The organism is Flavobacterium sp. 270 (assembly GCF_004368785.1).
GTDB lineage: Bacteria > Bacteroidota > Bacteroidia > Flavobacteriales > Flavobacteriaceae > Flavobacterium.
Window position 1 is genome coordinate 1,185,257 of record NZ_SODM01000001.1, and the last position, 14,706, is coordinate 1,199,962.

At 34.4% G+C, this 14,706-nt stretch carries 7 protein-coding genes; 1 reads left to right on the forward strand and 6 read right to left on the reverse strand.

The features are described 5' to 3' along the window. Positions 1–2: 2 nt before the first annotated feature. The 4 genes from EV144_RS05190 to EV144_RS05205 all read right to left on the reverse strand — a co-directional run bounded on the left by EV144_RS05190 (position 3) and on the right by EV144_RS05205 (position 9,188). A complete protein-coding gene (locus EV144_RS05190) occupies positions 3–1,616 on the reverse strand; it encodes a hypothetical protein (protein ID WP_134146783.1) in 1,614 nt (537 codons plus the stop codon). A gap of 12 nt (positions 1,617–1,628) precedes the next feature. Beyond that, on the reverse strand, positions 1,629–3,110 hold the full coding sequence (locus tag EV144_RS05195) for a RagB/SusD family nutrient uptake outer membrane protein (RefSeq protein WP_134146785.1): 1,482 nt from the start codon (positions 3,108–3,110) through the stop codon (positions 1,629–1,631). Positions 3,111–3,121: 11 nt separating this feature from the next. Beyond that, a complete protein-coding gene (locus tag EV144_RS05200; protein WP_134146787.1) occupies positions 3,122–6,187 on the reverse strand; it encodes a SusC/RagA family TonB-linked outer membrane protein in 3,066 nt (1,021 codons plus the stop codon). A gap of 241 nt (positions 6,188–6,428) precedes the next feature. Continuing rightward, a complete protein-coding gene (locus EV144_RS05205; protein ID WP_134147542.1) occupies positions 6,429–9,188 on the reverse strand; it encodes a triple tyrosine motif-containing protein in 2,760 nt (919 codons plus the stop codon). A gap of 410 nt (positions 9,189–9,598) precedes the next feature. Between EV144_RS05205 and uvrA the strand changes: the two genes are divergently transcribed. Further along, positions 9,599–12,394, forward strand: a complete 2,796-nt coding sequence (uvrA, locus tag EV144_RS05210; protein ID WP_134146789.1) for an excinuclease ABC subunit UvrA — start codon at positions 9,599–9,601, stop codon at positions 12,392–12,394. Between the two features lie 114 nt (positions 12,395–12,508). Here the strand turns inward: uvrA and EV144_RS05215 are convergent, their stop codons facing one another. Together EV144_RS05215 and EV144_RS05220 are read right to left on the reverse strand one after the other, a co-directional pair. Beyond that, complete coding sequence (locus tag EV144_RS05215) at positions 12,509–12,808, reverse strand: hypothetical protein (protein WP_243854617.1); 300 nt, start codon at positions 12,806–12,808, stop codon at positions 12,509–12,511. Positions 12,809–13,051: 243 nt separating this feature from the next. Then, on the reverse strand, positions 13,052–14,704 hold the full coding sequence (locus tag EV144_RS05220; protein ID WP_134146791.1) for a mechanosensitive ion channel family protein: 1,653 nt from the start codon (positions 14,702–14,704) through the stop codon (positions 13,052–13,054). Positions 14,705–14,706: the final 2 nt, after the last annotated feature.

The window sequence follows — 14,706 nt, forward strand, 5'->3', positions numbered from 1 at the left end:
TTTTAATTGGATTGTTTGATATCATCAAAGTAATAATCTACTCCAGTTCCTGCAACTCCAAAGTCTGGGAATAAGATTACTCTGTCGTATTTTATGCTGGCATTAAAGTTTGGTGCAGCTGAAAGATCAAATGTCAAAACCTGCCAAGCATTTGCTACAGTTGTTGTAGCGTGTGCTTCAAAATTTACGCTTGGATTTCCGTTTCCATCTTTTGGAGATGTAGAAAGTTCCATTTTGTATAAGATATCAGCTCCTACTTTTGGTGACCAAACGGTTACTTTTACTTTTGTTCCTTTATTAGCATCAAATGGAGTTTCTAAGTCTAAACTTGCTCCTGCCCAGGTTTCTGCTCCTGATTTTTTCTCTAATTTCACTACTTTATCAGAAACATTTAATCCGGTTTTATTTGGATTTGCTACTACAGAAGCATTAACATTACCAAAACCACCCCATGCAAAAGTTAATGCCGAAGATTCAAAATCAAAAGGCAATGATACTGATACTGCCGGCGATTTGTAGAAATAGATATTGTCTATAAATACTGTTCCTCCGTTTGTAGGTTTTGCAACAAATTTTAACTGGAATAAGTTTGCAACACTAAAATTGTTCTGACTTGTAAATGCAGAAATCGGAATATCAATACTTGTCCATTGATTGGCTGTAAGATCTTTTACAACTGGTCTTTCGTCTGGTCCCGGTTTGATTAGAGAAGTTTCAATTTTTGCTAAATCTGCTGTCCAAACATCCATGTGTAGATATTCCATGCTAGAAACGTCTATTGTTACACCGTCTGCCAAAGCAATTCCCTGATAGCTAAGTTTGATATAATTTAGCATTTTATCTCCATTAAGATCAAATTCTGCCCAGCTGCTTCCTTGTCCTGCTTGTCCCCAATCTGGGAAATAATTAGTTCCTGCTACATTCGTGTATTTAGAACCGTAAATTGAGATTACATCTGCCGCTTGTCTGTTTGGCGGCGTTGGTGCCGATGCAGTTGGCGAAACAATCAGTTTTGCAGTAACTTGTGCAGTATACTCTGTTGTTTTAATTGCTGCACTTTTAGAAACTACACGAACCGTGTAAACTCCAGCTTCCTGATACGTATAAGAAACAGATTCGCCGTTGTTTACTTTGATAGGATCTGGTTTTCCTGTTTCTCCAAAATAAACTTCATAAAACAAGGCAAAATCTGCCGTTGCTTTTACGGTTACTTTTTTAGATACAGATAAATCACTTTCTATTGTAACTACTAAATGTTCCGGAGCTTTAAAAGAAACTACAACATCATGATCTGCTTCTGTAGTTTTTCCGTTAACATTCATTGCAATAATCTTCGATTTATAAGTTCCTTCTTTATACGTATGAACGATATTTCCTCCTGATGGAATAAAATCTGATAGCGGACTTCCGTCTCCAAAATTTATTTGGTACTGCGTTGCACCATCTCCTTTAGGTATAAAAGTTACTTTTCCGGTATTATCCTGTGTAACTGTTGTTAGTGCCGAAACGTTAGCCGGTAAAGCTGCGCCATCTAAATCAACATCCAGAGTATCGCTTGAGCAAGCTATCAGCGTTGCTAAGACGAAAAGATTTATTATTAAATATATTTTTTTCATAATTGCTATTTTTTAATATCCAGGATTTTGTGCCCAGTTTCCGTTTGCAAACTGAATTTCTTCAATTGGAAGTGGAAATAATTCGTTTTTATTAGCTTTAAAACCAGGAATTGTTCCTACTGCTTTTCCTGTTCTAACTAGATCGAAGAAACGATGTCCTTCTCCAAAAAGTTCCAATCTTCTTTCAGCATAAATAAGATCTGTAAGTGCTGCTCCAGAAACTGCAACATCATGGTTATTGTCTCCAAAAGCACGTCTTCTTACCTGATTCAAATATTCTCTCGCTTTTCCGTCGTCAATTGCGCCTCTGTTATACGCTTCTGCTGCCATTAATAAAACGTCAGCATAACGAATTGATCTGTAATTGTTCGGATTCGTTAAGTTTAAATCTCCGGCTGCTGCAGCACTTCTTTTACGAGGAAGATATTTTCTATTGAAGTAACCTGTGTCTTCATTTCCTTTTCCGTAAGATACTCCGGCATTTGCTGCTGCAAAAGCGGCGATGTCCAGAATAGCAACGTCTTTACGTTTGTCTCCGGCTGGAAAAGCATCTGCAGATTCTTTTGTTGGGATATTAAAACTAAATCCTGAAGAAAAAATTGGTCCTGTATAGTTTCTAACACCGCTAAAACCTACCGCAACGTTACCTTCACTACATTGTAAACATCCAAATCCTGCTCCTTCGATATCTGTGTATTGTACTTCAAAAACCGATTCTACTCCGTTTTCTCCTGCCATTTCAAACATTGAATTGTAATCTGTTACCAGAGAATAAGAACCTGAATTTATTACGGCTTGTAAAGTTGTAGCTGCTTGTGCAAATTTATTTTGATACAAATACGCTTTTCCTAATAAGGCTTGTGCAGCACCTTTTGTAGCTCTTCCTTTTTGAGCAGCAATTGGAGATAAATTCGCAGCTGCAAAAGTTAAATCTGCTTCGATAGAAGCGTAAACTTCTGCTGTTGTGGAACGAGGCACTGTCGTTTCATCTCCAATTTTGAACCTTGCATCTCCTTTCATCGGGATACCACCAAACCATTTTACTAACTCAAACTGGTAGTATGCTCTCAGAAAACGTGCTTCGGCAATTAGCTGTGTTTTTCCTGTAAAATCGGTTTTATTCTGAAATTCAAGAATATAATTTGCTCTCTGAACTCCTGCAAACATCCAGTTCCAGATATCTCTAAGATTACTGTTTGTCGGCGTATGAATCATGTCGTCTATCTGCTGAAAACCAATAACGTCTGTTGGGCTTTCTCCTCCTGCCAAAGTATTGTCTGAGGCAATTTCTCCTAATAAAACATTTACATAAGAAGATTGCAATAAATCGTAAGCACCAATCAAAGCGTTATCGTAATCTGCTTTAGAATTAAAATAATTCTCGGAGTCAATAGAATATGCTGGAGTAGGATCAACAAACTCGTCCGAACAAGAGGTCGTTACGGTCGAAAGTACTGTTATCGCTACTAACGTTGTAATAAAATATTTTTTCATTTTAATTGAAATTAAAAATTAATGTTTAAGCCCAATAAATAGGTTCTTGGCACTGGATAAAATCCATAATCAATTCCGGCTCCAATAGGAGAACGAGATACATTATCTGCGTTTTGAGGTCCTGATGAAGCCCCCGGATCAAAACCTCTGTATTTGGTAAATGTGTATAGATTATTTACACCTGCGTAAAGTCTTAATTTTGAGATTCCGGCTTTTTGAGATACTGCTGAATTAAGCGTATATCCTAATTGTACATTTTGAATTCTGATGTAAGATGCATCTTCTACAAAATAATTAGATAAAACATTGTTTGCAGTTGCACCTGTTGTTACTCTTGGTGTTGAGTTGCTTGTTCCCTCACCTGTCCATCTGTCTAAAACATAGTTTAAACGATTGGCATCAGAAAGTGTTCTTTCGTAATTACGAACCATATCGTTTCCTACAGAAGCAAATGTGAAAACAGCAAAATCAAGGTTTTTATAATTCATTTGTAAATTGAATCCCATTGTAGCATCCGGAATCGGGTCGCCGATGTTCGTTTTATCTTTAGCATCAATAACTCCATCACCATTTATATCTGCATAACGAAGATCTCCAGGCGATGCATTTGCTCCTAAAGCCAATTGAGACGGATGTGCATCAACTTCTGCTTGGTTCTGAAAAATTCCATCTACTTTATATCCGTAAAAATATCCTAATGGTTTTCCAACTTCCATACGTGCAGCTGCAGGTTGTCCAACTCCAAAGTTTCCACCTTCCATAAACCCAGTTCCGTTATTTACTTCTAACACTTCATTTTTAAGAAAAGTTACATTGTAACCTAAACTCAATGAGAATGAATCAGAAATTTTTTCTTTGTAATCTATAGCAAATTCCAAACCTGAGTTTCTAACCGTTCCTGCATTTACAGTTGGAGAACTTGCTCCCGGTGCACCAATACCTGTAATTCCAGAAACCGGAATAGTTGGTATTAATAAATCTTTTCTGGTATCAATAAAATAATCCGCTACGATAAAGAGTTTATCATTCCATAATTTCATATCCAAACCAACATCAAATTTTTTGGCTTCTTCCCATTTCAAAGCAGGATTTGGAACCTGTCCTTGTGCCGTTCCGTTAGATAAAGCACCATCAAAAACATAAGTAGCTTCACCATCTAGAAGTCCTATATAACCGTAAGTTTTAATTTGATCATTTCCTAAAGTACCATAACTTCCTCTTAATTTTAAGAAATTCAAGAATTTAGATTCTCCAAAAAAGCTTTCGTCAGAAATTACCCAGCCCGCTGTAAAAGAAGGAAAATAACCTACTTTGTTTCCTGGACCAAATTTAGTCGAAGCATCACGTCTGATCATGGCAGAAAACAAATACTTCCCTTTGTAATCATATTGAAGTCTTCCGAAATAAGAAAGTCTTCTTTGATCGTAGTTGTAAGAAGTGTTTGTAAGCGTTTCAGAAATCCCTTTTGTCAAAGAAATATCTGCAAATTCCCAAGAATTATTCGGAACATCATAACCAGTTGCAGTAAGTCCGTTACCATATTCTTTAAAGATAGTAGTACCAAGAGTTCCTGTTATGTTATGATTTTCTAAGATTTTTGTATTGTAAGTTCCAAAAAGGTCAAACGAATAATTATTATCATTTACTGCACCTTGCGTAACTGTACTTCTTTGTACATCAAATACTTTTCCTCCGTAGCTGATTTGTTTTGCAAATGTTTTTGATTCGCTGTTTGAAGTATTAAAACCTATTGAACTTGACAATGTAAATCCTTTGAAGATTTTATAATCTAAACCAAAATTTCCGTTTATTTTTTTATAATTATAATCGTTATACGTATTTGCAATTTGTGCTAACGGGTTTATAATTTCTGTTCCTAATCCTGTAGTACTTGGCACTAAAGAAAAATCGCCGTTTTCATCATGAGGTTTTAATGTTGCCGGAACGTTTAATGCATTAAATAAAACAGATCCAAGACCATTTTCATTCAATGTATTTCTTGTAAAATAAGTATAGATTACATTCGTTTTCAATTTAATTTTACTGCTCAAATCAGCTCCTAAACCAATTCTTGCTGTATTTCTAAGAAATCCTGATTTGTCTCCGCCAATAATACCTTCCTGATCTAAGTGTGAACCGCTTATAGAGTAGGTAATTTTATCTGAACCTCCAGAAATAGTCAAATCATTATTAATGATTGGAACTCCTTTCTTAAAAACTTCATCCTGCCAGTTCGTGCCTTTTCCTAAACCGCTAACATTTGGGTAAGGAAGTGCTTTACCGCCGTTAGCATAACTTTCGTTTAATAAAAGTGCATATTCTGTAGCGTTTAGCGTTGGTAATTTTCTAGACGTTTCCTGAAAACCTGCATAACTATTAAAAGTAACTTTAGTTTTAGAATTCTTTTTACCCATTTTGGTCGTAATCAAAATGATTCCGTTTGCTCCAATTGTTCCATAAATAGCCGCTTGAGCATCTTTAAGAACCGTAATTGTTTCGATATCGTTTGGATTAAGGATTCCTAAATCTCCAACATATCCATCTATAATAACGGTAGGCGCGCTGTTTCCATTCGTAGCTATACCACGAATTTTAATATCCAGCGGTGCACCCGGCGAACCCGATTGTGTGGTTACGTTTACACCAGAAATAGTTCCCTGTAAAGCCTGCTCAATTCTGGTTGGTCTTAAAACATCTAATGTTTTACTGTCCAGAACCGCTACAGCTCCTGTAACTTCTCTCTTTTTTTGGCTACCATAACCAATAACAACAACTTCTTCTAATGATTTAGCATCATCAGCCATTTTTACAGTTACTTTCTGGCCCGACACTACAACTTCCTGCGTGCGAAAACCAATGTAACTAAATACAATTGTGGTTCCTTTTGGGATACCAGATAATTTAAAAGATCCGTCGAAGTCGGTGGTTGTGCTTTGCGACGAATTTTTAACTTTTACATTCACGCCAGGTAATGATAAACCTGCGCCATCAAGTACAGTTCCGTTTACATCTATATTCTGCGAAAATGCAAAAGATGTAAACAGCAACAATACCATTTGTAATAATTTAGATTTCATAATTAGTTAGTTTTTATTGAAAGATAAAATTATCCGTTCCACTTAAGAATACGTTAAAATTAACCTCAACAAAAAACATACATCCTAAAAAAAATAAGCTCTAAATACGGATTTCGTAAAATATATCCTTATTTAACTATAAATTCAGAATGTTAATTTCTTTAACAAATACAACAAAAAACCCCAACAAAAAGTTAATGTTGAGGTAATGTATAGTTTTTTTGAGTGATTTTTTGCTGTCCTATACAGCCAGAATATATTCTACTAAACCGATTTCGTGCTGTAAATCCATTTTTTTACGCAAACGGTATCGTTTTATTTCAACGCTTCGTACCGAAATGTTAAATAGCGGTGCAATTTCTTTTGAAGAAAGATTTAATCGCAAATACGCACAAAGTCGTAAATCGTTTGGCGTTAATAAAGGATGCAGTTGTTTTATTCTTTTTAAGAAATCTTTATCGGCATTATCAAAAGCTTCTTTAAAGATTTTCCAGGAATCTTCCTCTGTTATATTTTTGTTGATCGTACTAATAACCGATTTAATATTACTGCTGTCGTTTTGGTTGGTTTTCTTTAAATCTTCTTTTATAAAACTCAACAATTCATTTTTACTGTTTAAACTCATTGTAGAAACTGCCAGTTCTCGATTTTTAGTATCAACGTCAAGCGAAAGCTGTTCATTTCTTAATTTCATTAATTGCTGTTCATTTTCGAGTTCTTTAATCTCTAATAACAAATTGTTCTCTTCAATTAATTTCTCTTCCTGCTTGCGATAAAAATCATGATACGCTTTGTTTATAAAATATGCGCCGGCAACCATAATCAGGAAATAAATAAACCAAGCCAAATTGGTCAAATACCACGGTTTAGAAATTACAAAAGTATATACGGCATCATTCTGCAGAATTGTATTGGCATATTTCGCGCGAACTTTAAACGTGTATTTTCCCGGCGAAAGATTTTTAAAATTCACCGTAGCTTTTGTACTCCATTCGCTCCATTCGTTCTGAAAACCTTCGAGCAGATATTGGTATTCAGAATTGATGTATTTGTTGTATTCGGGAACCGTATAATTTATGGTGATATTATTTTCATTTGCATGAAAGCTTTCCTCATTAAGAATATCAACATTTCTTAAAGCTTCATTTTGTTTGTTGATGCTGATATCGGTTATTAAAACATTATAATTTTTAAAACTTAAATCATCAATATTTAAAGTATAATAACCGTCTGTAGTTCCGATTAAATACGTTGATTTTGAAATTTGCGTAATATTCTCAAATCCCTGCATCGAATTGGTAAGCGATGATGGAATCGGAATTACATTTTGTTTCAACTGATTACTCAATTTACTGGCAGAAAAATAATGAATGTAGTTTTTAGAAAACAGCCAGATTTTATTCGAATTATCTACAATAAGCTTCCCCGAAGTATATTCGTCTTTTTCGAAAATAGAACTTAACAAAGCATCTTTCTCAAAAAGTTTTGTTTTAGGATTTAGTTTAAAAATACCGCCTTTGTACGCATAATAAATAGCATTATTGAATTTGGTTAAACTGGCATTTTTTCCTTTCAACGGCGATTTATAAGTATAAAAACCATGAGCCTTGGCTAAAGATTTATCCAGCTTTAATCTAAAAATTCCTTTGTATTCGTGGCTTACATAAACATCAAAATTAGTAGTGATTTCAAAATAACGAGAAGAATAATCAAAACCCGAAATCTTATTTTTGAAAACCCATTGATTGTTTATTTTTTCTAAAACCGAAATTCCATAATAATTTCCCTGTAAAAGCTGGTTTTTATTTCCTGGAACAGGCTCAAATTTCCAGCTTCCCGAAGCCGAAAAAATACTTCTGGCCGAATCATTCGAAATAATAAAAGTACCCGAATCGTGTCCACAGAAAAGCGTATTATCATATACAAAAAGCGACCACACCTGTCCTTTTGTTCCGTTTATAAATTTAAACTCAGTATTGCTTTGGTTTGGCTTATAAAACAATCCCTGATTCGTCCCTACATACAAATTTCCGTTAAAAACTGCCGAAGCGTACACCGTTCCTAAAACTCCTGTATCATCCGTAAAACTATGCACAGGCGATTGAATATTAATACAATTAATACCATTATCAAGTCCTGCCCAAAGATTTTGGTCTTTATCCTCAAAAAGTGACAAAGCCGTATTATTACTCAAACCTTTGCTCTGCGAAATATGATACTTTAATTTCCCAGAATCCGATAAAATAAAAATTCCGTTAGAAACCGTTCCCAAAGCAAAACTTCCATCCTTCAGCATCTGGCTGCTGTAAACAAAACTCGATTTTAATTCTGCATCCACATCAGTTGCAAAACGCGTTAAAGTATTTCCGATTAAAGTATAAATCCCATCCAACTGCGTCTGAATCAGCAAACCATCATCAATCGGAAAAACATTTACAATCGTAAACTTTTTCAGAATCGGGTTATCAGAAATTAACTTTGCTTTACCGCTTTCAATCTCAAAAAGACCTTCTTTTATGGTTTGGAAATAAATTGCATTTTTGGCAGCAAACGATTTTATAACGCCATTTTTAGGCGCAATGATTTTAAATTTTCCAGTTTTAGTATCATAAATATAAATTCGGTTTAAGGATTGAAATAAAATCCATTGATCGTATTTCAGAATGTTCCAAAACTGCTCGTCATCTAAAATTTTACTTTTAATCGTATCGCTCAGCGAAGTATATTTTAGCTTGCCATTAGACTGTCTTGTCCAATAGCCAAAATTCATATAACAGCCCGTGTAGATTTTCTTTCCAATTACTTTAACCGATCGAATAATCGTTTCGTTTGGCGCAGGATAAAGCTGCCAAGTTGTTCCGTTATATTCCAGCAGCCCTTCATTATTAGCAAAATACAAATAATTCTGATCGTCCTGAGAAATCATCCAACTCTGGTTTCCCGCACCGTAAACAGCCGAAGAATACTTAACAATTGGCGGAAACTCCTGCGAAAATAGCATCGTGCTCAATAAAAGCAACAGTAAAGTAATTTTAGTTTTCAAATTTCTGGCAGTATTAATTTAATGTAAAAACAGTCCTAAAATAGCTTATTTTATGATTATATGAGCTGTTTAGAATGTAATTAATTTCTAACACATAGCTAAAAAAATGGGATCAAATGCAAAATTGTCATTTCGACGGAGGAGAAATCGCACTAGAAATTCCGTAACAATAATTCGTAATCTTTGTCAGGCTGAGCGAAGTCGAAGCCCCGTGCCAATTGGAGCGCCCTTCGACTCCGCTCAGGGTGACAAGATTACAATACTACCAAAAACCCAGCTGTTCAGACAAATACTGTTACAAATTGGAACAATGTCCTTAACAAAACTCAATTCAAAATTGATTACTTTTGTATAAATTGATTTTTTTTATGCAGATTGATCTTTCTACACTAGACCCAAAACATAATATAATAATTAAAGGAGCGCAGGTACATAATTTAAAAAATGTAGATGTAGCCATTCCAAGAAATAAACTTGTTGTAATTACTGGCCTTTCCGGCTCAGGAAAATCGAGTTTGGCATTTGATACTTTGTATGCTGAAGGACAGCGCCGTTACGTAGAAAGTTTATCTTCTTACGCGCGTCAGTTTTTGGGACGTTTAGACAAACCAAAAGTAGAATACATAAAAGGTATTGCGCCGGCAATTGCGATTGAGCAAAAAGTAAACACAACCAACGCTCGTTCTACTGTTGGAACTTCGACTGAAATTTACGATTATATGAAATTGCTGTACGCCAGAATTGGCCGTACGTACTCGCCTATTTCGGGACAAGAAGTCAAAAAAAACACCGTAACTGATGTAGTTTCTGATGTGAAAAAATTAGAACTTGACAGCAAATGGCTTTTATTAGCGCCTATTCATTTAGAAGAAGGACGTCAGCTCGAAGACAAACTAAAAGTGCTTTTACAGCAAGGTTTTGCCCGTATTTTGGTCAATAACGAAATGGTGCGTCTGGATGAATTTGAAGGTGCCAATCTTCATCAATTAGACAATAAAGACATTCTTCTTGTTATTGACAGGATTGTTGTTAAGGAAGAAGAAGAATTTTACAACCGTTTGGGAGATGCCGTACAAACCGCTTTTTTCGAAGGAAAAGGAATTTGCTTTCTACAGGAATTAAACTCAGATAAAAGATTTTCTTATTCTAATAATTTCGAATTAGACGGAATCACTTTTTTAGAACCCAACGTACATTTATTCAGTTTTAATAATCCTTACGGAGCGTGTCCGGTTTGCGAAGGTTACGGAAATATAATTGGTATTGATGCCGATTTGGTAATTCCAAACACATCGCTTTCGGTTTTTGAAAGCGCTATTTATCCGTGGCGAGGTGACAGCATGAGCTGGTACAAAGACGAATTGGTAAAACATGCTTACAAATTTGATTTCCCGATACACAAACCATTTTTTGAACTTTCTGAAGACCAAAAAGATATACTTTGGAAAGGTAATCAGTATTTTCAAGGTCTTAACGACTTCTTTAAGGAATTAGAGGAAAAAAATTATAAGATTCAGAACCGTGTTATGTTGTCGCGCTACCGCGGAAAAACAAAATGCCATGTCTGTCGCGGAAAACGTTTACGCGTTGAAGCTTCTTATGTAAAAATAAACGGCAAAACTGTTTCTGATTTAGTTGATTTGCCAATTAAACATTTGGTTACTTTTTTCAAAAATATCGAATTGGATGTTTACGAACAGCAAATTGCAAAACGTTTAATGATCGAGATCAACAATCGTTTGTCGTTCCTGACAGAAGTTGGTTTGGATTATCTTACTTTAAATAGAAATTCTGCAACACTTTCTGGTGGAGAATCGCAGCGTATAAACCTTGCAACTTCTCTCGGAAGTAGTTTGGTGGGTTCGATGTATATTCTGGATGAACCAAGTATTGGTCTGCACCCAAAAGATTCTGAACGTTTGATAAAAGTTTTGCTTTCGCTTCGTGATTTAGGAAATACTGTAATTGTGGTAGAACACGACGAAGATATCATGAAAGCTGCCGACATGATTATTGATATTGGACCCGAAGCCGGAACCTTTGGAGGAAATCTTGTCGCGCAGGGAACTTACGACGAAATCCTGCAATCTGAATCTTTAACAGCGAAATATCTTAACGGAGATTTAGAAATTTCGGTTCCTAAAAAACGCAGAAAATATAAAAATCATATTGATATCATTGGTGCACGCGAAAACAATCTTAAAAATATCGATGTTACTTTTCCTCTAGATGTTCTTACTGTTGTAACAGGAGTTTCTGGAAGTGGAAAAAGTACTTTGATTAAGAAAATTTTGTTTCCGGCCATGCAGAAAAAACTGGAAAACGCCTCCGAAAAAGCAGGTCAGTTTACCGACATAAAAGGTTCTTTTTCGCAGATTAAACATATTGAATATGTAGATCAGAATCCGATTGGAAGAAGTTCACGATCTAATCCCGTTACCTATATTAAGGCGTATGACGATATTCGTGATTTGTATGCCAAAGAGAAATTATCTAAAATAAGAGGTTATCAGGCTAAACATTTCTCTTTTAATGTTGATGGAGGCCGATGCGAAACTTGTAAAGGAGAAGGTTCTATAAACGTTGAAATGGTCTTTATGGCCGATGTGCAACTGCCGTGCGAAACTTGTGGCGGAAAACGCTTCAAAAAAGAAATTTTAGAAATCAATTTTGATGATAAAAACATCAATGACATTTTAACGATGACTATTGATGATGCCATTGCATTTTTCGAAAAAAACAAACAGACAAAAATTACTCAAAAACTACAGCCACTTCAGGATGTTGGTTTAGGATATGTACAATTAGGACAATCTTCTTCTACACTTTCTGGCGGTGAAGCGCAGCGTATTAAACTAGCTTCGTTTTTGGTAAAAGGCGCAACAAAAGATAAAGCTTTATTTGTTTTTGATGAACCAACAACGGGTCTTCACTTTCATGACATTAAAAAATTACTGGCTTCTTTTGATGCTTTAATAGAAAAAGGACATTCGATTATTGTTATTGAACATAATCTTGATTTAATAAAATGTGCCGACTGGATTATAGATCTTGGACCTGAAGGTGGTGAAAACGGCGGTCATTTATTAGCCGAAGGAACTCCTGAAGATATTGTGAAGGTTAAGAAATCTGTAACCGGGATTTATTTGAAAGATAAACTTTAAAAAGAAATTCCAATTTTTTAAATACCAAATTCCAATTCTTTCGAAAACACTTTTCTAAAAAAGTAATATCAGAAAATTGGAATTTGGTATTTAAAAAATTGGAATTTTAAATTTTTACGCTACTAAACATTTTTCCTCAAATGGAAAACCGTCTTCATCAATTGCAACTAATATTTTCTTTTCTTTTGATGCTTCTAAAGTAAGATAAAGCCATGCAAATGACCATAAGCCCAACGTAAGGCAAAAAATCATAAAATTTAAACCGTGGTTTACCGCTTTTCCTCCTTTAGACAAAACAGCAAAAAGAAATTCGTCGTTTCTTTCTTCAAGTGTAAAACCTTTATGAATCTTCTTTGATATCATATTAGAAAATACTTGTAAGCTCTGCTCCTTCACTGGTAGTCTCCTTTTCATAAGCTTAAAATTTTAAATTAATTTCTATATTATAAATTATAATACTTTTCTACTTGTTAATTTCAGCAAAAATAAGTAAGAAAAATCAATCTTGCAATACCTGCTTTTAGTGATTTTATGTTTTATTCTTAACAGAAACAAAAAAGTGTTAATAATTTGAGAATATAAATTTAGTTTTTATTGTATTAACTGCATATAAAACAACTGTTAAATTTATAGTACAAAAGCTATAAAATCAGATTGTTAACTTTTGTCTTTAAATACAAACGGAGGAGTTTCATAGTTATTGTCAAGATAATTTTCTGGAATGGTAGTTTTGTTGCCATCACGCAATGCACCATAATGCGGTGACATAATTTCAATTCCTGCTTCATTAAAAGAATCCTGAATATTTTGATGCAGCGACGAATAAATCCTTGGCTGTTTTGTGGGTTCTTTAGTGTAAACATTAATTTGATAAGAAACATAAAAATCATCTAAACTTGTCTGAAGCACAAACGGAGGCGGTGTCTGCTCTGTCATTTCTGTTTTCAACGCAGCTGCAATCAAGGCTTTGTGAATGTCTTTCCACGGTACATCATAACCAATTGTAACGGTAGTATGAATTAGTAAACCATTTGTAGCTTCTTTTGTATTTGCAGAAAAATTAGTTGAAGTACTGGATAATACGGTAGCATTAGGAATCGTAATATCTTCAAATTTTGGTGTTCTTATTCGGGTTACTAAAGCCGTTTTTTCGATTACTTCTCCGCTTACATCTCCAATCTTTATAAAATCACCAATCTTAAACGGACGCATATACGTAATTACTAATCCTGCAACCATATTAGCGATTGCATTAGAAGAACCTAAAGAGAATAAAATACCCACAAATACCGAAACTCCTTTAAAAATAGTAGAATCCGAACCTGGCAGATACGGAAAAATAATCACCAGCATAAAAGCAAACATCAAAAACCGAACGATATTAAAAGTTGGCATTGCCCAGTCGCTGTAGAAACCGTCTATCTTTATGTTTTCCTGTTTTATTTCATCAAAAAAGAATTTGATAATTTTTAAGGTATATTTAAATATTATAATAATAACAATTATGGCAAATAAACTTGGCAGAAAACCCACAAATCCCATAAAAGCAACTTTTGCAGGTGTAAGAACCCAGCGAAGTAAAGTGGTTGTATAATCTTCTGTAGCGGGAAAAATGCTGAACAATATTGGTAAAGAAAAATAAACAATCAAAATAAAAGTTACAATTTTAATGAATCCATAAAATCGCATTACAACAAATTGCTGTTTCTGTGGCGAAAGAATATTTATTGTATTATAATTAAAACCTTTAAAATACTTATCGCTGTTTTTTAAAATATAAACTTTTATTTTACTGAAAATCTTTCCGGCTAAAAACAGAACAAACCCAATAATAAAAATGAGAAGTGCTGTATATCCTAATCTTTTTGGAAGCTGTGAATGGTTTTCATTCTGATAAATAATCGCTTTTTTGATTAAAGCTAAATTTCGCTTTGCAATAAAAACAGCAGAATGATTTTCGACTTTGCCGTCAATATCCAAAATCGACATGATAACAAAATCGTCTTTGTAAACAATGTCCTGAGTAATTTCTGAAGGTACAATCCTGATGGAGTCTTTTTCAAAAAAAGAATCTTCGTAAAGTTTTCTAATCTTTTCTGTAATAGTATTTGCCCTGTTTTCTGCAGCAAAAGAACCTACTTTATTGTATACATAAAATAACGTGTCTTTAAAAGGATTTACTGGATATCCTTTTAATTTGACTAATTTTTCAGTTTTTACTGTGTCTTGCGATTTGTTTTGCTGGGCAAAAGTTGCAGAAGAAAACAATACAATAAAGAACGCTAGAAAATAAACTAATCTTTTTTTCATAT

Bases quoted from the DNA above. Each gene is read 5' to 3' on its own strand.
- EV144_RS05190 (WP_134146783.1), bottom strand. From the start codon at position 1,616: ATGAAAAAAATATATTTAATAATAAATCTTTTCGTCTTAGCAACGCTG.
- EV144_RS05195 (WP_134146785.1), bottom strand. From the start codon at position 3,110: ATGAAAAAATATTTTATTACAACGTTAGTAGCGATAACAGTACTTTCG.
- EV144_RS05200 (WP_134146787.1), bottom strand. From the start codon at position 6,187: ATGAAATCTAAATTATTACAAATGGTATTGTTGCTGTTTACATCTTTT.
- EV144_RS05205 (WP_134147542.1), bottom strand. From the start codon at position 9,188: ATGCTATTTTCGCAGGAGTTTCCGCCAATTGTTAAGTATTCTTCGGCT.
- uvrA (WP_134146789.1), top strand. From the start codon at position 9,599: ATGCAGATTGATCTTTCTACACTAGACCCAAAACATAATATAATAATT.
- EV144_RS05215 (WP_243854617.1), bottom strand. From the start codon at position 12,808: ATGAAAAGGAGACTACCAGTGAAGGAGCAGAGCTTACAAGTATTTTCT.
- EV144_RS05220 (WP_134146791.1), bottom strand. From the start codon at position 14,704: ATGAAAAAAAGATTAGTTTATTTTCTAGCGTTCTTTATTGTATTGTTT.